This is a genomic window from Paenarthrobacter sp. C1 (genome assembly GCF_049315185.1).
Classification (GTDB): domain Bacteria; phylum Actinomycetota; class Actinomycetes; order Actinomycetales; family Micrococcaceae; genus Arthrobacter; species Arthrobacter nicotinovorans.
The window spans coordinates 1,315,017-1,333,051 of record NZ_CP186052.1 but is presented as its reverse complement, the minus strand read 5'-3'; the positions used below and the strand labels follow the sequence as shown (position 1 = coordinate 1,333,051).

20 protein-coding genes are annotated in these 18,035 nt (G+C 61.4%); 4 read left to right on the top strand and 16 right to left on the bottom strand.

The annotated features are described in order from the left end of the window. Positions 1-32: 32 nt before the first annotated feature. Entirely contained in the window at positions 33-1,118 is a 1,086-nt protein-coding gene (locus ACNAOU_RS06475; protein WP_422758309.1) for a sensor histidine kinase, read from the top strand. 811 nt (positions 1,119-1,929) lie between these two features. On the opposite strand, the gene ACNAOU_RS06470 is transcribed toward ACNAOU_RS06475, so the two are convergent. Further along, a complete protein-coding gene (locus ACNAOU_RS06470) occupies positions 1,930-2,841 on the bottom strand; it encodes a hypothetical protein (protein WP_422758308.1) in 912 nt (303 codons plus the stop codon). A 618-nt stretch (positions 2,842-3,459) separates the two neighbouring features. Between ACNAOU_RS06470 and ACNAOU_RS06465 the strand changes: the two genes are divergently transcribed. Further along, positions 3,460-3,606 carry a hypothetical protein gene (locus ACNAOU_RS06465; protein WP_422758307.1) on the top strand — a complete coding sequence of 49 codons (147 nt, stop codon included), beginning with the start codon at positions 3,460-3,462 and terminating at the stop codon, positions 3,604-3,606. Here the strand turns inward: ACNAOU_RS06465 and ACNAOU_RS06460 are convergent. Beyond that, a complete protein-coding gene (locus tag ACNAOU_RS06460; protein ID WP_422758306.1) occupies positions 3,603-4,523 on the bottom strand; it encodes a tyrosine-type recombinase/integrase in 921 nt (306 codons plus the stop codon). The two genes, ACNAOU_RS06465 and ACNAOU_RS06460, sit on opposite strands and share 4 nt — an antisense overlap. Positions 4,524-5,252: 729 nt before the next feature. Between ACNAOU_RS06460 and ACNAOU_RS06455 the strand changes: the two genes are divergently transcribed. Next, positions 5,253-6,068: an SGNH/GDSL hydrolase family protein gene (locus tag ACNAOU_RS06455; protein ID WP_422758305.1), complete on the top strand. Its 816-nt coding sequence runs from the start codon at positions 5,253-5,255 to the stop codon at positions 6,066-6,068. On the opposite strand, the gene ACNAOU_RS06450 is transcribed toward ACNAOU_RS06455, so the two are convergent. Genes ACNAOU_RS06450 through ACNAOU_RS06395 form a run of 12 tightly spaced genes read right to left on the bottom strand, consistent with a single transcriptional unit; the run spans position 6,065 to position 16,816 of the window. Continuing rightward, a complete protein-coding gene (locus tag ACNAOU_RS06450) occupies positions 6,065-7,540 on the bottom strand; it encodes a hypothetical protein (RefSeq protein ID WP_422758304.1) in 1,476 nt (491 codons plus the stop codon). The genes ACNAOU_RS06455 and ACNAOU_RS06450 overlap by 4 nt on opposite strands. A gap of 3 nt (positions 7,541-7,543) precedes the next feature. Next, entirely contained in the window at positions 7,544-7,819 is a 276-nt protein-coding gene (locus tag ACNAOU_RS06445) for a hypothetical protein (protein WP_422758303.1), read from the bottom strand. 17 nt (positions 7,820-7,836) lie between these two features. Next, positions 7,837-8,196 (bottom strand): hypothetical protein, encoded by a 360-nt coding sequence (locus ACNAOU_RS06440; protein WP_422758302.1) that lies wholly within the window; start codon positions 8,194-8,196, stop codon positions 7,837-7,839. A gap of 3 nt (positions 8,197-8,199) precedes the next feature. Beyond that, a complete protein-coding gene (locus ACNAOU_RS06435; protein ID WP_422758301.1) occupies positions 8,200-8,586 on the bottom strand; it encodes a hypothetical protein in 387 nt (128 codons plus the stop codon). 12 nt (positions 8,587-8,598) lie between these two features. Next, entirely contained in the window at positions 8,599-9,222 is a 624-nt protein-coding gene (locus ACNAOU_RS06430; RefSeq protein WP_422758300.1) for a hypothetical protein, read from the bottom strand. Beyond that, positions 9,222-9,575, bottom strand: coding sequence for a hypothetical protein (locus ACNAOU_RS06425; RefSeq protein WP_422758299.1), 354 nt, complete (start codon positions 9,573-9,575; stop codon positions 9,222-9,224). Before ACNAOU_RS06425 ends, ACNAOU_RS06430 begins: the two co-directional genes overlap by 1 nt. Before the next feature lie 7 nt (positions 9,576-9,582). After that, complete coding sequence (locus ACNAOU_RS06420; protein WP_422758298.1) at positions 9,583-9,999, bottom strand: hypothetical protein; 417 nt, start codon at positions 9,997-9,999, stop codon at positions 9,583-9,585. An 11-nt stretch (positions 10,000-10,010) separates the two neighbouring features. Beyond that, entirely contained in the window at positions 10,011-10,613 is a 603-nt protein-coding gene (locus ACNAOU_RS06415) for a hypothetical protein (protein WP_422758297.1), read from the bottom strand. A 1-nt stretch (position 10,614) separates the two neighbouring features. Beyond that, the gene (locus ACNAOU_RS06410) at positions 10,615-11,577 is read right to left on the bottom strand and encodes a hypothetical protein (RefSeq protein ID WP_422758296.1); all 963 of its coding nucleotides are present in this window, start codon (positions 11,575-11,577) and stop codon (positions 10,615-10,617) included. Positions 11,578-11,587: 10 nt separating this feature from the next. Further along, a complete protein-coding gene (locus tag ACNAOU_RS06405; protein WP_422758295.1) occupies positions 11,588-12,883 on the bottom strand; it encodes a hypothetical protein in 1,296 nt (431 codons plus the stop codon). Positions 12,884-12,895: 12 nt separating this feature from the next. Next, positions 12,896-13,732, bottom strand: a complete 837-nt coding sequence (locus ACNAOU_RS06400) for a hypothetical protein (RefSeq protein ID WP_422758294.1) — start codon at positions 13,730-13,732, stop codon at positions 12,896-12,898. A 3-nt stretch (positions 13,733-13,735) separates the two neighbouring features. Further along, on the bottom strand, positions 13,736-16,816 hold the full coding sequence (locus ACNAOU_RS06395) for a phage tail tape measure protein (protein WP_422758293.1): 3,081 nt from the start codon (positions 16,814-16,816) through the stop codon (positions 13,736-13,738). Between the two features lie 44 nt (positions 16,817-16,860). On the opposite strand from ACNAOU_RS06395, the gene ACNAOU_RS06390 reads away from it, so the two are divergent. Further along, entirely contained in the window at positions 16,861-17,058 is a 198-nt protein-coding gene (locus ACNAOU_RS06390) for a hypothetical protein (RefSeq protein ID WP_422758292.1), read from the top strand. Here the strand turns inward: ACNAOU_RS06390 and ACNAOU_RS06385 are convergent. Further along, on the bottom strand, positions 17,055-17,273 hold the full coding sequence (locus ACNAOU_RS06385) for a hypothetical protein (protein ID WP_422758291.1): 219 nt from the start codon (positions 17,271-17,273) through the stop codon (positions 17,055-17,057). The genes ACNAOU_RS06390 and ACNAOU_RS06385 overlap by 4 nt on opposite strands. A gap of 89 nt (positions 17,274-17,362) precedes the next feature. Continuing rightward, complete coding sequence (locus ACNAOU_RS06380; RefSeq protein WP_422758290.1) at positions 17,363-18,016, bottom strand: hypothetical protein; 654 nt, start codon at positions 18,014-18,016, stop codon at positions 17,363-17,365. Positions 18,017-18,035 lie beyond the last annotated feature (19 nt).

The window sequence follows — 18,035 nt, the reverse complement described above, 5'->3', positions numbered from 1 at the left end:
ACGCCGGACTATCCATTGCCACCGGCACCCTCATGCTGACGATGATCTACCTGTTCATGCGTTATGTGCCGAGCTACGACTTCGCTGTGTTCGACGGCAAAACGCTGCAGGTTGGCCCGTCGGTACCACCCGATGGTGGTAACAGCGTCACCAGTGGTGCGGCCGCTCCCTTTCTCATTTCCTCAACCGAAACCCTCTTCAACGTACTGCTTGCGACCTCGGCTGTGGTCCTGCTTATCCTCATTGTCGGGGGGATCGCAACAGGTTGGTGGATAGCCGGGCGAATGGTCTCTCCGCTCCTGGCCATCAACGCAGCGGCCCTGCGGGCAGCCACCGGTACACTTGACCAGCGTGTAAATTTGCTGGGGCCCCGCGATGAGATCTCGGACCTTGCTGCGGCTTTCGACCATATGCTTGACCGGCTGCAACACTCAATGACAATGACCGGTCGCTTCGCCGCGAATGCCTCCCACGAGCTCCGCACGCCCCTTGCCACCAACCGGGCGATGCTCGACGCAGCCGTCGCGCGGGTAACCGATCCCGCAGAACTGAGCCTGCTGAGCCGTCTCCGGCTCACTAACGAGCGCAGCATCACCATCGTTGAGGCACTTTTGGATCTGGCCGAGATCGAGGCCACGAGTGCACCGCTGACGCCGACCGAACTGTCAACGGCCACACACGAGGCACTCGCCAGCTGTGCAGACGAGGCCCGGTCCCGCGGTGTTGCAATCGAACTGTATCTGGACCCGGTTGTAATCTATGCGAACCAGGCGCTCCTCGTGCAGCTCATCTCGAACCTTCTGCAGAACGCAATTCGTCACAATGAGCCGGGTGGATTTGTGCAGGTGAGCGTCGCGGCGAGCACGGCCGACGCGCTTCCCCGTTTGGAGATTCTCAACAGTGGCCCGGTGGTCGACGAGCAGACACTCGCGAAGCTGACCGAACCGTTCACCCGTGCCGAAGGTCGTACCCGATCAACCGGCTCAGGGTCGACTGGTCGCGGCCTTGGCTTGTCCATTGTTTCCGCCATAGCAGTGCGCCTCGACGCAGACCTCGACCTGAAGGCGCGACCCGAGGGAGGATTGCGGGCCACAGTATTCTTCCCGCTCACAACGTGAGCGCGGCCCTCGCGCGCCGGTCCTGCTGGGAGGCGAATAAAACTCCATGACAAAAGGCCGATGTGCACCTCCGTAGACAGTTCGAGAACCCTGGCCCGGCCCTGAAGACCGTGGCCTCCCGCCTGTCTCGGGGCGTTTACCAGAGTAGTCGGAGGCCGTCGGAGCCATCGATCACGGATACGCGAGGCCGGTTGGTGCGAGCGGTCGGGATGGTGCACACCTTTCTGAGTGCTGGCCAGATCGATGAACTGGTGGCTCTGTATGTGCAAGGCATGACTCTGCCGGAACTAGGCGAGAGATTCGGCGTACACCATCGGACTGCCACGGCGCATCTCGTTCGCCGGACGGTGCCGCAGCGGACAAGAGGGCTGGCAGATGAGCATGTGCCCGAGGCCCGGAATCTCTACGAGAGCGGGATGACGCTGACAGAGATCGGACTGCACTTTGGAGTCAGCCAGGGTTCAGCCCGTCGGGCGGTATCGACCGCGGGCAGGACAACCCGCCCGCGCGGCCGCCGAGGCGGATACCAACTGTGAGTTCGCTCGACCAGCGGTGCGACCGGGATCGCCTGGCCGCGACTTGCTTGGCTATCCGTGTCTGTTGGCACGCTATCCATCGAAGGCGGTCCTCTCGGGCTGGGTGGTCCGTCCGTCTCGTAGACGTGCCGACAGCTACATGCACGTTGCTCCCCACGGAGGGACAGGATGACGTACGCGAAGCGCGATTGGGTGTCCACCCTCTGATCCCACCAGGGTGCGGCGCTCGCGTCGCCCGAATGTCTCGTCGATCGTGGTCACCAGGGTCGGCAGGGTTACAGGAAAACTACTGTCAGAGTCCCTGGCGTGTCTCCATGGATGTCTTCGAAGAGCGCGGAGACGAAGGCCTCGCGCTCTTGGCTGGAGAGTTGGTTACCGGACTCGACTAAAGGTTTCGGGATCTCAAACCTGTCCGCATGGTCCGGCTTGGGGTCCGGGCCTGTCGGCCCGGACCAGACGTTTGCCACGTTGTACTCCCAGGGCCAGCTGCTGTCGATTGGCAGCCTGCTGACTGGCAGCTTGCTGACACCTTGGGCCGGCGCACGAACGGCCATAATGCCTCGGGCAGACGCGGAACGCGCGGGGCTGTTTTGTTTTCCTTCCATCATGTCCCAGTAGTAGACCCCGCCGAGCCGCGGAGCATTCACCGACATCGCTGTCTGCTCCCACCAGTCGGACCGGCAAGGCGTCCAGTTGCCGCGAATAACTTGAAGCTCTCGCTGGTACAGGGCAAGGTAACCGTGTTTCTCATAGGTGTCGCCATCCCAAACGAACGAGGCCGTGTTGAGGTGGCCTAAATGTTTCTGAGTGAGCGCAGATTTTAGGACGTACTTGTTGGCGGCGAAATCAATTTCCTTGACGAGCTTGGCCTGGTAGACGCGGATCGTCTTCGCTCTGTCGACGATTGCAAGATCGCCACCAAAAACGGCCTTCTCCGCCGCGGACGTCACGGCATATACCGCATTTTCTCCAGCATGGCGCCAGAGAGCGGTCATCACGGTGTCCGTGACACCGACCTCGTTCAAGGACCAGGCAACCGGTTTTCCCGATGCCACCACGGAATTTTTCATTTTGAGTACCGCGCCTGTTAAGTTCGACGCATCTTCGTACTCGCGCAAGGTCGCCCGTGCCTTCCACGAGGCGATCCCCATCGCACCGGCCAATAGATGCTTGGTTTTGGAAGCCATGTGGCGATTATGGCGTCCGCCGAGCCCGATTTGCGGGATCTCATGCATAGTTTTGCCGAGCATGTCATTGACGCGACGCGACGCCGTGCCCGCTGGTCGCGAGCAACCGCGGTCGTGCTGGCCGGCAGCGATCGCGTCTACTGCGGCGAGCGAGTGTGCATCACTGCAGTGAAGGCAAACCTTTCGTCAGGCGAGACGTGCAGGTGAAGGTTGACGGGACCCGCTATTGCAGCGTGGCTCACACGACGACCCTGCACCGGTTGCGTTAAGGGTTGCATCCGCAACTCCGGGGTTGCACGGCGCAATCGTGCGCACCAGTCCGCACCACCACCCAACGCTCCAGCATCACCTTCGTGCACCCACGGGAAAGCCCTCTGACCAGCCTATTTGCAACAATGTTGCGGAGCGGGCACCCACTTGCCCTGTGTGCCCCAGGTGGGACTCGAACCCACAACACGCGGATTTTAAGTCTGAGCGTGGGGTGTGCGCCGGGGTGCGGGTGTGTGCATAATCGCCAGTATCACGCGGAACTTAGATGCGCTGACGTGCGGCTAGATGCGTGCGGGTTTTTAGGATAGACCACCAAATAGGCCACCAAAACCACCCTATGATGAGGGCGTGGAAGTAACTTTGACGATTGAAAACAGCACCGGCGAGCAGGGCACCTTGAGCGCCATCAAGCCCACCTACGAGGACGCCTTGGCAGCCGCCCGTGAACTCGTCCCGGAGGGCTGCCGGACGCTCTCCATTCGCACCGATTCTTAGGCCGCGCCAGCAAGGAAAGCAGCCACCGTGTGATTGGCATGCCGGTCGTGATTATGCCGGGCGCGGTCATAGCGTGCAGTGATGCGAGGGTCCGAATGTCGGGCCGCCACCTGCACGTCACGGAGTGGCACACCAGCGTCCAGGCAGGCCGTCACGTATGAGTGCCGGAGCGAGTGCGGGCTGATCTTCTTGGTGATGCCAGCCGCCTTGCACAGTCGCTCCACGGCCAGCGCTGCGGACTTCCGGTTCATCGGTTCCCCTGACTTCCTGCGCAGGAGCAGCGGGCCCGATGTGCGGTCACCAGCTGCTGCGTCCAAGGCGCGGAGGACAGGCACCGGGAGCGGGATGGTGGCCGGCTTGCCGCCCTTGCCGATCAGGCGCAGCACGCGGTGGCCGCGCTCGATCTGCTGGTAGTCCTCAATCTTCACGCTGCAGGCCTCGGACACCCGGAGGCCGAGCATGCCCATCAGGGTTATCAGCGCGTTGTCCATGACGTGCGATGCCCTGGCGGTCTGGATCAGGTTACCGAGTTCCATGCGGTCCAGTCCGAGCGTCTTGGACTCGTCCTTATATACGCGAGGGATCCGGAGGTGCGCTGCGGGTGAGCGTTCGATGTAGCCGTCGATCTCGGCGAAGGAGTAGAAGCCCTTGACGATGGAGAGCCTCATGGCCACGGTGACAGGTGCGTTGCCTCGGTCCTCCTCCAAGTGCCTGGCGAAGAGTTCAAGGACTGGCCGGCGCATTCCGTCCAGGACATCCACGCCCATCTCGGCGCACCAGTCCCAGAGGACTTTGAGGCTGACGCGGTACGTCTCGCGCGTTGGCCCTGAATAGCGGGCGAGGAATCCTGCGGCGGCCAGTTCCGCGGGCGTCGTAATGCGGCCTTTGGGTACGCCAATGAGGGTAGTGTTACTCATGCTGTCTCCATGTGACTTAGCGGTTATGGATGGCGGCATAGGCCCTGTCAGTGTTAGCGCACTGGCGGGGCCGCCGTCGTTTGTGGGATGCCCACAGCCTACGGGAAAAGCCTCCCTAACCCAAGTGGGTTAGGGAGGACAATACCGGTCTTATGTTGCCGTGAGGTTACAGTTTCTGGATGGATGACTTGATCAAAGAGATTGAACAGGCCGTTGGGTCCGGACTTTGGCTTCTGGCACTTGCGGGAACACTAGCGCTTCCGGACATTTGTGCAGCAGTGCAATCACCTGATGGCGAGACAACAGGCGCAAAGTACAAGCATGGGTCAGTGCGCACCTGGAGCAGGAGTACCCCAGACTCGACCCTCACGAACTCTATAAAATGCGGTGCAGTCTGCTCCATCAAGGCACGTCTTCCACTCCCAAGTTCGTTCGAGTCATGTTCATTGCACCTAATGCTCAGTTCCGGGTCCACAACGCCGTGATTGACGACGCCTTGATCCTAGATATGGAGATGTTCTGCTCCGATGTCATCTCAGCCGTGCGGAGATGGGAAGCGCTTGTCAAAAACACCGCTACTTACCAGCGGAACATCGATAGCGTTATGAGATGGCATCCTCACGGGTACGGGAGCTACATAGAGGGCGGTCCTGTACTCACGTGATCCGCACTCGATGTTCAAGGCCTTAGAATTGCTTTTGACTTGCAGGATTTTCGACGGGGGACTAAGTGAAGCATCTGGGCTGGAAGCTGACTGGGCTTGTGATTTTGGCTGTCATGGCGTTCGCTGTTGCGGGGTTTGCCATGTTCCGCCCGGCGCCTGATGCCTCGGCAATTCCCGCACCTAAGGTCGCCCCTATTGCAAGCAGTCCGACACCTTCGGCATCAACTACCAAGACAGTCGCGACCATAGCCCCTACCCTCAAGACTCAGGGGCAGCGCTTTGTTCTTGCCGTTCTTGGCGACTCAACTGGCAACGGCCCTGACGAGTGGGTACGCCTGACTGTCGATTCCATAGTGGAGAAGACGGGCCGCACCGCTTCCATAAGCACATGGAACATGGATACAGCCAAGTACGACATGCCAGAGATCGTAGGTTCTGGCACACCTGACCTCATCGTTTACAACGGCTCAGCTTCGGGCAAGAGGCCCGTGTATTCCAGTGAGAACCTGCCCGTGATGCTGCCTGAAAAGGCTGATCTTGTGATTATCAATCATGGCCACAACAACGCAACCCCTGTTGAAGCCCGAACGCAGATCGCTGACTTGATTGCTCAGGTCAAGGCAGGTGCCAGCGCTGACGCAGCATTTGCTCTGACCCTGCAGAACCCGCGCATGGACAACGCTAAGGACAACGCGGCGTTGGTTGTGCAGGGTATCCGCGCCCAAGCCGCCCTGTTCCCTGATGTGACAGTCATTGACGCCAACGCAGCGTTCACCGCTGCGGGCGCCCTCCCCTCATTGCTGCTGCCAGACGGCCTGCACCCTTCCCCCGAGGGGTCCAAGATCTGGGCACAGACCGTCCTGAAAGCACTCAGCTTCTAGAGGGCCGCGAGGTTGACGCCCTCGATGGCGTCTGCCGCGACCAGAGACCCCTCTACGTTGGGGTGCAGTTTGTCAGATTCGAGCAGGGCATCAACGCCACGAGGGTCATCGAGGAACGCCTTGTAGGTGTCGATCACAACCAGCCCCCGACGCGAGCCCCAAGCCATCAGTAATGGCCTCCGTCGTGCGTGGTTGTTGATGTTGTCCAGCCCCACAGTTCCGCCTGGGAGTTCCGGATTCTGCGTAATCAGAACCGTCTGTGAACCCGGAGCGCGGGAATCGTTGAGGGCCAGCCATGCTTCACGTGATGCCAGATAGGCTACCCCCGTGTTGGAGCCGTCGTTATGCGAGCATGCCTGCATCAGGAGCGACCCCGCATAGGGGTGGACCATCTTAGGGTGTCGTGCCGGGTCTGAGAAGTAGGCATAATCAGAGCCGGGGTTGGAGCCATTCAGGACGTACAAAGTTGCTGAGCCGCCGAATGTGCCGGCGACATAGCTGCCAGAGACACCGCGAGGAATCCACGAATCGATCGGTTGCGGGTTGACGATCTTTCCGTTGATCCCGTCCCGAATCTGTACCTCGTAGAGCTTGCCTGCCCATGCCTCGGCGTTGAACCCGCGCCCGCCAATCTCGTACTCTTGCGGAGCGTCAAAGATCGAAGTTGCACCGCCTGTGGTGACTTCGGATGATCCAATCTCGGTCCAGGTCACACCATCGGTGGACTTGTACGCCTTCCACGTGTAGCCACCCAGCCCGTTGTCCACGTCGAGGGTTGCCCTAATCCACCCCTCGGTGCCGTCTGCAAATCCGGCGGCAGCGCTACTGACCTTCTGGATGTTGGTTGTTCCGTCCGTGGTCCATGTGAAGTCGATCAGGCCGGTAGCCCCGATGCTGAGCTTCCACCCACGTGAGCCTGCTGCGCCGTACCTGCTGACGATGCCTGACACAGCGCCGGGCGTCCAGTCGTTCATGGATAGTCGGGCTCGTACGTCGAAGTCTCCCGCGATGTGCGGGATGGCTGCTTGTGGGGTGTAGAAGGTGCGAGTGATGTTGGCGCCCGAGAAGACCGCGTGACGCTCACCAGCTGCACCGGCCTGGACCGTGTTCCAAGCCCCGTATCCCTGTGTTGCGTGATCCCACAGCTTGTACTTCACATGGGCGGTAGGGTGCTTCGCTGCCTGACGCAGCGTCAGCAGGTAGGGAGGCTCGTAGGTTGCGTTGCCGGTGGAGTCGATCTGCCACTGCCGACAGGCTGAACGTCCTGCGCGGAGGGCTTCGTCCTCCGCGGCGAAGATGCCATCCGCGACCTTGGGGCGATTGTTCACCTTCACGGAGACGGGCTCAACTTGGTCACCAATAGTGGCATTCAGTTCCCCTGGCTGGAGACGGGTGGGGAGGTTCTCGTCGATGACGTTTACCTCGTCCGGGAGGTTGAAGTCATCCCCCACAGATACGAGTCGGTTTCCCATTCGTCAGTCTCCAATCAGGTACAGGCCGGGATGGTCCGGGTCAGCGGTGAAGGATGGGCCGGCGAAGTAGTACAGGCCCGGGTGGAGCGGATCTTCGGAGAGGCCCACGCCGCCCGCCCCGGCGTTGATCATGGCTTCTGCCATGCCGAGGCGGGTCAGCGTGTGCTCGTGGAGGTCCTGTGCCCGTTGGGCGTTGTGCCCGATGATGTTGTCGCCGTTGCGGACGGGGTCGTTGCCGTCCGGGACTTTGAAGTCCAGGGACGTGGTGTCTACAGCCACAGGGGCCTCCTATTCAGTTATGCGCGGTGGTCCGGGCCGTCAGAGTCGCTGACGATCTCGCCCTGAATGACATCGCGGTTTGCCTTGTCCTCGGGGGCGAAGATCGGGACGTACTTACGCAGCCACTCGTTGACTCCCGGGATGGCAAGGATGCGGGTGCACACACCTATGACCACGACAACCACCGTGATGGCGACGTTGAGCGCGATGAACATCCACTCCGGAAGGTGCACCCGGTACGGCTCCAGCTCCTCGACAACGATCTTCAGTGCCGCGTTGAGCAGCGGGAAGAGCGCCACCGCGGCGACGAGGACGGTACGGAGGACTGCGGAGCGCGGGTTGCGCTCCTGGGTGGAAAGTGCGACGTGATCAGCCATGGCTTAGTTGCCCTCTTCCTGGTCACCCTCGCGTGCCTGCGGAACGTACACGGGCAGGTTGGCTGTGATGCGCCGTTCGATCTCGTCGTAGTCGACGTCGAGCGGGACACCGTTGTTGAGGGCAGTCACTACCTGATTCAGGAGTTCCTGCTGCGCCACTTGGCGGGCTTCGACTCGCGCGAGTGCCTGAGCGTCGAATGCCATCTGGTCGTAGACGCTGGTCTTGTAGGTGCCCCAGTCCATCTGCTTGTTCCAAAGGGCGTCAACGGGCGCCTTCTCGATCTGCTGTTCGATGGACAGCCCGTCCTTCATGGACTCCCCGCCCTCCACGAGGGCTTTGGGGATGAAGGTGAGCTTCTGAAGGTTGGACATTTCCGGGAGTGTGCTCATGATCTTTTTCCTTTACGGGAGTGGGATGTCGAGGTCGATGAAGAATTGCTCGTCCTCGGTATAGGACGGGTTGGGTGAGAGAACGCCGTTCAGAACATCGGCGGTGTATTTGAAGAACCGGTCCCAGTCGAAGTTGACGCCAGGGTCGGAACGGGAGATGCCGGAATCGCCGTGAGCTGCGAAGCCGGGGACGCGTGCGCGGGCCTGCGCGCCGGTGATGCGTCGCAGGGGAACTTGGATTTCCTTTGACGCCATGTAGTTGATGAAGTCGGCGGCCATGAGGGCGAGGTTCCGGTAGAACCCTTCCTCGACGTCGGCTGGCATGTTGCCCCAGTCCGTTGTCCTGCAGGCCGCGGAGATCCCGGCGGCCCAGTTGTTGGTCTCCGAGTCCTGCCACGTCTCCCATTCCCACGGGTAGTAGGTCGCGATGTCCTGCCAGTCGCAGGCCCGGTGGTAGCAGCCGTAATCAGCGCGCGTGCGGACAAGGTTGGTGAGGGCGTCCACTCCCCCGCGCCAGTTGCCCTCCGAGGTGTGCACGATGCACGTGCCCGAGAGCTGCGCACCGCCCCGGCGAGGATAGGTGCCCTGGGCCGTGTACGGGTTCGGGCTGTCAACCAAGATGTAGCCAGTGCTCATTAGGTATCTCCGTTCTTGCTGGGGTGGCTTTCGAGAGTCGGCCACGGGCGTAGTTCCTGTTGAGTCATTCCGTGTTCCGTGCAGTCACGGCGGAGCTGGGAGGCGTATTCCTCGGTGAGGCGACGGTTCCTGGCTTCACGGTCAGCTCGTGCTTGTTCACGGTCGGCGCGGGCCCGTTCCTTTTCCGCGTCAGCCCAAGCTTCGTTTCGCTGGTCCTTCAGGGTGGTGTTACGGATCCGCTCGCGGCCGGCGGAACCACTGAAGTACTTGATGAGGCCGTTGATGAGTGCCAACAACGCAGCGCCTCCGCCACCCGCCCCAACAAGGGTCACGAGCAGTTGAGTTGTGTCCATGACGCGCCTACTTTTCGGGGTCGTAGGCGTATTGCCGGATTTTCACGAGACGAGCGGCGAAGGCGAGGATTGAGAAAGTGATGAAGCAGAGGGTGGCCATGCGGAGGCTGAGCTGCGTGATGGGAGCGGCCGCCATCGTTACTCCGTAGATTCCTATGGCTGTCATGCACATCAGGGTCGCTGCCCGTTCAAGCCACCAGATCCCGGGTAGAACAGAGAACGATCCGAGCGCACCACCAGTCAGCAGCAGCCCGCCCCAAAATGTAAGGAGTCCTGTTCCCAAGCTGGACTGGACGTTCCTTGGAGGATCGGTAGCAACGAATAGGCCTAGTAAGCCGATGGCAAGATAAGCGAAGAAGTAGATCACAGACAGCGCACGCGGTTCTTGGACTTTGAGCCAGATCGAATAGAGGGTGCTTTTCATCGTCGCCGTCCTCATGAGTTCCAGGACAATCCGCCGAGGTTGAAGATCATCGTTCCTGCGCCCTTGGGTGGGACCGCGACGAGGAAGCTGATTTTGATTTGCCCCGCTGGAGTGACGCGTACGTTGCAGGTGTAGGCGTTGACCAGGAGTGTGAACAACTCGGACGAAACCTTGGGCGCGTACTCGGGGTCGAACCATGCCAGGAGGTATTCGGTGTCTGGGTCCAGTGGGTCGAGTGCGTCGTAGTTGACGGTGATGTTGTTGGCGAGGCCGCCTTGCGCGCTTACCCTTCGGCCTGACCTTGAAACGCCGCCAGCTTTGACCGGCTCGCCAAAGTAGGAGCCGACGTGCCTGTAAGTAGCTGCAAAGGAGAGTGTCACCGGCGCTTTGGGCAACCAAACGCCCGCGCTCTCGTCCCAAATGTCCACAGGCTGGCCCGGAAGGTCCAGCCGTTGAACACTCCGGCCGTTCCACTTAGTAAGAGCGTTACGCTGCGCCTCCCCCGTAACCAGGGTGGCGCCCGGAACCTTCTTGAAAGCGTTGGCTTGATCTTCGGTGAGGTTGTACTCATCCGAGTTGGTAGGCACCACAATGCCGTTGTCGAGTGTCTGCACCTTAGGCGCTCCAATCAATGAGTAGTTTCCCTGCGAGAGGATCTATGAGGCGGGACTGGAAGCCGACGTAGGAACCGCCAGCGATGCTGATTCCGCCGCCGGCTATGAGCGTCGGAGCAAAGGCCAACGGCAAGTCCACGTATCCGCCTTGGAAGCCCGGGTCAACGACGACGTCGAAGGGCCCCACAACGCGGGCAACGTCACCGCCTGGGCGAGCGCTGGACGTGTGCGCGTAAAGGTGGATTGTGGCCGGTGCGTTGTAGTTACCTGCGGACGTTTCCCGGGCAGGGACTCGGAACTGGATACGGGGAATGCTCTTGCCTTGCAGCGCTGGCCGAGGTGCCCCGTAGAACCAAGAGCCGGTCAGCGTTTGGCCACCCCAGAAACCGGAGTAAACGAACTCACCGCCGCCGATGGACTTGGCCCAGCGTCCCCAACCTCCGACGCCCCATGTGTCCGAAGCTGTGACGAGCAACGCTTCCGAGCCGGTTGTGATGACGGGAGGGGGTGGTGGCGGTGGTGGTGCGGGAGGGGGTGGAACAAAGACTTGGATCTTGCCGATGATGGTTGGCTGGGCGCCGTCCCATGTCAGGTAGATCGGGTCACCTGGTGAATAGGAGCCTATGAAACGGTCCGTGGTGTAGGTGACGCCGTCCTCGCCGATGAACACGATCTGCGTGGAAGTACCGGCGGGGATGACCTCTTGCGCGGTTCCGGTTGATGGCCTCGGCTGGTCCGTGTAGCCGCCGATGACGAGAGCTTCGGAGAGGCCCTTGCCGTCGGTGGTGAAGTCAACCACGATGTTGCCGCCTTGGAGTGGCTGGATCGGGTCAAGCCAGCGGGCCATGATCGGGCTCCCGCGGACGACTGCCCACCATTCGCTGCCGTCCCAGTAGGCTTTCCCGAATTCACGGGTGGTGCTTCCCGGAGGTATGGCCGCCATTGTTTTAGGCAGTGAAACCACGGAGGCCTCCTTATAGGTCGGTCCAGATACGTTCCGGGAGTTGGCCCCAGGAACCGGGCATCAGATCCCAGGTGAGTTCGGGCATTTCGGATGTGAGGTGCTCAGCCCATTGGGTTCGGGTGAGGGCAGTGACGACGTCGCTGTATGAGCAGCGGACTTTCATCGTGGTTTCCCTGGGGATTGGGTCGCCGCTGCGGCTTATCGAGGTGATGATCCCGGGGAGGTAGGCGACGTGGCCGGCGGCTACGGGGCAGCCGACTTCGATCTTGTCGCCTGCCTGCCGTTCCGGCCTCGGTGTGGTCTCCACCGTGAGCTCTACGGCGAGGTTGCCCAGGAACTCGTCCCGCAGCGTGGCCGCGTAGTTGACAGCCTGCGTGGGGGTGGTGATCATCTCGGACTTGTAGAAGTACGGTGCGCGCCCATGGTCCCCGCCGTACTTGAGTGCGCCGATGCTTAGCTGTACGGCGCTTGTGATGGGGTTGCCTGTGACGCCTTCCTTGCCCTCAACAACCCAACGGTTGTAGAGGCCGTCGATGCCTTGGCCGCGGCCGACGTTCACCAACCCGTTGCCCGGTTCGACCCGCCAGCTTGCCGAACCTCTGGTGCTGTAGATGTGGGCTTCGCCGTCGCCGCCCATCCGGTACCGTGCGGAGATCCGGCTGAGCAGGTCTTGGCAGGATTCGAGGCGTTCCCGTTCGTACACAAGCTGTCGGGATACTCCGATGTCCGTGACGCCCGCATCTACCACTGTGGGGAAGTAGTTGGCGGTGAGTCGCTTGAATTCGGAGATCACAGTTGCTCCGGAGCCGGGTGACTGCGGGGCTTCGAACCGGTCACGGTCAACGTAGTCAGTGAGGTCCACGGCAGTCAGTGCTACGGCGGCCCGGGTGATCCAGACGCGGCGCTTGTGCATCGGCAGGGAGCCGTCCGGCTCGATGTATCCGTACTCGTCGATGACGCGTGATTCCCGGTACTCCGTGGGGGTGTTGCCGGTGATGCGCAGCCAGGCGTAGTTGACTGCCCCGGCCCCGCCTACGTTGTAGATGATCTGCAGCTTGGTTCCGCCGACGCCTAGCGGGTCGTCGAACTTCCAAGCGCCGAGGGTTCCGTTAGGGTCAGCGACGACGAACGTAGCTCGTTGGCCGATCTTGACGTTGTCTCCGGCTTCTTCCTCGAATGACCAGCTCTTGACTTGCAGCGGGTCTGGGAGGACAAGGTTGCTGCCCCGCCATGCCCACACTGTGAGGGTGTCAGCGAGCCGGGAGCCGTCCAGCGCGTCCAGGGTGTTCTGATCGATCAGACGCACGGGAGGGCCTCCTTAGCCAAGCGGGTTCTTTAGGTCGTCCAGGTACGTTCTGCCGGCCATTGCGTCTTGCTTCTGCCCGTAGGTGGTGAAGAGCATCTGCACGTCGCCGTAGGTGAAGGTGGCGGTGAGTACCTTGATGGTTGGTGCCATGACGGTGTCCGCTTTGAGGTCCCACCACGTCATCTCTCCGCCGTAGCCAACATCGACGGGGAGCTGCACGGGTGATGGGATGGCGATGAACATGGAACCGTCGAGGTCCAGTCCCTCCAGTTCGGGTCCGGGACGGAACAGGAACCCGGAGGTTGAATTCAGCAGCGCCTTGAGTTTGGTGTTCTCTTCGGCTGATCGGGTGCCCATGGAAAGGTCCAAGCCCTTCTCCGCCATCCGTTCGCCAAAGAGCGCCATTGGTTCCTTCGAGCCCATGACGTTGAACATGGAGATATCCGCGCCGTACTCCAGTGCGGCTAGCGCCTGGCTGCGGAGGTAGATGTCGCCCTTGTTCTTCCGCAGCCCAAAGACGGGAATGGCTGTCTGCGGGACGAACGGGTCCATGAGCCAGGAGCAGTCGGACGGAACGGTGACAGCTTCCGCGTTGGCGCGGGCCGGACCGTTGGGCCCGGACAGCACCTCTACCTCGTAACTGACTCGCCGGTTGGTGGGCACATCCCAATCAGTGACGAAAGATGCGTCGTTCATGAGGATCCGGCGGGCACCGCGGACGGGTTTACGTCGCCCATCCGCGGTACGCCACACGTTGACGATGGAGGCGCCCACGCCAAGGCCGGTGATGGTGATGCCGGCCTTTGGCGCGGGGTCCGGTGTGAGCTCCTCAGCAGTGACAGCAACCATGGGTTACCCTCTTCCTTTTCGCATGTACTGGGAGTTGGTATCGGCTGCACCAAGGACTGAGCCGGCCACGACTTCGATCCGTGCATCGATCTGTTCGTTGCCGATGAACACCCGCACGTTCGGAGCTGCAACATTCACGCCACCGAAAGCAGCTGCCGACGTTTCTTGGTAGCCGCCGAAACCCATGGTGGATCCGTAGCCGCCCGCCAAGGACTTCGACGGTGCTTGGTAGGCGGCCGCGAACACGTCGTCCAGGTTCAGGCCGTCGTTGACAGCGCGCAGCCAGTGATCGTTGCGGTCTGACTGCGGGCCGTTGACGATCCATTCCTGACCTTGCAGCCCAATTGGCTTCCCGTTGACCAGCCCAAGCACGTTGTCTTTGGACATGTTCGCTGGCCGTCGGGCCGGGACACGGCCTCCGCTGTAGAAGCCCATGATCTCGGCTACTTGCCCACCCGTTGCTCCACCGTTCTGGGCCTCGAACAAGCTGGCTGACTTGCCAGTGGACCCGAAGATTTCCTCGTACTGGGTAAGCTTCGTGGTCCGTTCAAGGATGCTAATCTCGATGTCCTTGCGGGAGGGCAGCCCATCAACAGCGCCCTTGACGCCTTGCAGTTTCGCCATGGAATCGGCGTAGTTCTGGATTGCCGTTTCAATGGGAACATCCTTGGGGATGCCCAGTGCAGAGCGCGCCAGGTCGTCAGCCTTTGTCTCGGAAGCGCCAAAAGCTATCGCCGCGTCATACAGCGAACGGTAGGTGGTTCCGAGCTTCGCTTGCAGGTCGACTTGGGTGGCGCCGTTGTTCGCCATTGCCTGTGTTGTTGCGATGGCTTTCTGGGCCAGGTCACCAAAGACCCCATTCGCTGCCCGGCCTGCTTCGCTTGTGAGGTCGAAGCTGCCCGTTGCGGCATCCATGACCGCGTTGCCAGCTGTCTGGGATGCGTTGACCTCGTCGATCTTGACCTTGAGCCCGTCCAAGGTTTCTTGGAAGGCGGCCTCCGCGTCCCGGGCGGAGAGGGTGGCAAGGCCGGTTGCGAACATGACGTCCAGCAGCTTGGACAGCGACGAGATTGTGCCGTCCGCTGCGAGGCCCATTTCGGCGAGAGCCTTCTCGGCTTCCTCCGTGGCTTTCGCCTGGTACTCGGCTGCCTTGGCTTGGCCCTCTGTGGACGCTTGCGCGGCCAACAGCTTCCCAGGGACCTTGCCCATTGCGTAGTCGTAAAGTTCCTGCTGGGTCAGGTTGATTCCGACGGCACGCGCTTGCTCGAGCAAAGAGTCCCTGTAGGACGGGAACCGGGCGAACAGCTTCTCTTGCGAAAGTCCGGCTTCTTTGGACGCTTCGGCGAACTGCCTGAAGTTGTCCGCTGCTGCCTTGCTGTTGCCGGCCTTGGACATGCTGGCAAGCACCTGGTCCGCTTGGCCGAGTGCGTTGGTGGCCCTGTGCACGGTGGATTCGTAGCCGGTCAGTTGCTTGGCTGCGTTGTTCAGGAATCCGGTGAAGTCGTCCTGATCGGAGGCCTTGAAGAGGTCCTTCAGGTTGCCGATGTCGCCGACGTTGGTGAGGAAGCTCTTGTCGAAGGTCTCCCCGAATTTGTCCCCGGCCTTGGAGGCCTTGAGGATCTGGTTGGCCATCTGCTCAAAGGACGGGCCGGATCCTGCTGCCGAGTTCGCCAGGCCGCCGGCGATCTGTAGCCCAGCCAGTGCGATGCCGGCCACCGTGGCAGCTTTGGTTACCTTGGCTAGTCCTGCCGCGGTGCGCGGCGAGGAGATCGTCAGCTCGTCGAGGTTGCGCTTGGCTTCGATGATCCTCGGGAACGTGGTGAGGAAAGCACCACCGAGCAGAGCAGCTCCACCAGTCAGCGCAGCAACACCGAGCGTGGCTTGCAGGACCGGGCCGGGGATCTGACCGATGGAATCGATGAGCTTATCCGCGCCCTGGGCGAGTCCACGCAGGACGTCGTTGGCTCCGGAACCTGATTTGAGGAACACGGAGTCCAGCGAGCCGCCAACCTTTTCGAGGTCACCAGCAAGGTTGTCCTGCTTGATGGCTGCGGTGACAGCCGCGAAGCCAGCTTCGTTGACTTCCTTGGTCCACTTGGAGATGCCCTCGGCGCCCTCTTCGTACAGGACGTTAGCGGCACGGACAGCATCAGAGCCGAAGATGACTTCCATCGCTGCCGAGCGGGCCTCGGGCGTGAGCTTCTTCATGGACTCTTGCAGGTTGCCCGCGAACTGGGACAGCCCGATGAAGTTGCCCTGGGCGTCGTACGCCGAGATACCAAGTTCAGCCATTTTGCTGGCTGCAGCTGCCGAGTTCGGCGTGAGGGCCTGCAGCATGGTCTTGAAGCTGGTACCGGCGTCAGAGCCGAGCAGGCCGGACGCTGCGAAGGCAGCAAGACCACCGGTGGTTTCCTCGATGGACAGGCCAGTCTGGGAGGCAATCAGGCCACCCTGTTTGAGGGCGTTACCGAGGTCCTCAACGGAACCTTGGGCCTTGCCAGCTCCAGCGGCAAGGAGGTCAGCCACGTGTGGGAGCTGGTCACCGCTCAGCTTGAACTGCTTCAGTGCAGTGGCGCCCAGTTCGGCTGCGTCAGCAACCTCCATGGAGCCAGCAGCGGCCAGGGAAAGCGCGCCCTTTAGGCCGCCGCTGAGGATGTCCTTGGTGGAGACGCCAGCTTTCGCCAGTTCGCTGATGCCGTCAGCAGCTTCTTTGGCCGAGTACGAGGTGTCAGCACCCGCGCGTATGGCTGCCTCGCGGAGCAATTCCATGTCCCCGGCTGAGGCGTGCGTCGCGGCGCGGACCTCGGACATGGCTTTGTCGAACGCCATGTAGGACTTGATGGCCATGCCAACGCCCAGGGAGATGGCCGCGCCGACTCCGAGCAGGGTGTTTCCGGTGGAGCGCCAGGCTTCCTCGTGGCGGGACGCGGACTGCACCATTTGGCCGAGAGCCGTGCCTGACCTTTTGGCGGTGTCCTGGGCCTTGTCAGCGACGTCCTGCGTGGCCTTTGAGGCTTCCTGCATCTGCTTACGGAAGTCGGCTATTTCGGCCTTGACGCGGACAACGACGCTACGCTCGGCCACGGTAACCTCCAGGGGCAGTATTCAGTTGTGGTTAGATCAGGGGCATGAGCGAACAAAAGAGTGTGAGCAGGCCCGGTTCGATGTGGATCCGTGGCGGTGTCATCTTGGCTGTGTTGGGGGTTGTTCTCTTTGCCTTGACGGCCAGCGCAGGTCAAGGGAACGCGGGGATGCTGTTCGGCGCCCTCGTTGTTGGCCTGCTGCTGGTCATCGTTGGTTATGTGAAGCGTGGCAGTAGCCGCTAACCCCAGCCGTCCACTTCCCGGAGGGTGATCTTTTGGCCGGGGAACACTTGCCGGGTTTTGTCTGCCCTCTTGGCTTCCAGCGTTTCGCAGCCGTGGCAGATCACTTGGTCATCAGCTTCGTGCCGGCCTACGTTGTGGTCGCCGCGGGTGACTGAGTGATGGAGCCCGCATCCAGGGCAGAGGCCTTGCTCGTAGGCGGTCAGGGCTAGAGCCATGATGCGATCCCGGTCAGTCCATGTGCCGTTGTCCTTGCGCCCGCGCAGGACAGTCTGTGGGACTTTCCATGCGCGGGCAGTTTGGGCTTCTAGGAGGACATGCTTCCATCGTCGGTCGGCGAGGGCTTCGACGATTTTGGGACTGCCACCTGAGGTGCTTCGTTGGCTGCCCGGCTGTACGCCTGCTTCAGCAGATTCATCTGCGCTTCACCGACGGTCTTGGCCATCTTGCGAGCTCGGTCGAGTGTGAGCTGCGGGGACACAACCGCCTTGGTGATGGTGCGCAGGTCCGCTTCCTTTCGGATGACTTCCTCAGCTGCGGCGTTGGCCATCGTCCGCACGATGGTGTTGATGTCATTCACGGCGGTGACCTCGGAGCGCTTGCACTTCTCCCGGGCCTCGGCTCGGGCAGCAGAAGCAGCCTTATCGATCTCGTTCCTGAGGTCCTTTTTGACTTCCTCATTGACGGCTTCGAGTTCTTCGTCGTCGAGGAAGCTGACGCGGAACACCATTTTGGACTGGTCCAACTCGATGTACAGCTCGTCAATCTTGTCCTGCAGGTCCTTGCCAGGTGCAGACTCCCCCATGCTCCGGTCCTCGAATGGGACTTCCTGGACCTGCCGCAGCTTGGCTTCCAGCTCGTCGATGTCGGCGAGGAGATCATTACGGGCGTACAGGGTGACAGACCGTTCGGTGCGCTTCGCGCCGTCGAGCCAGTCGTCGAGGTTGATGGATTCAGTCATGGTGAAAACCTCCAAGGTT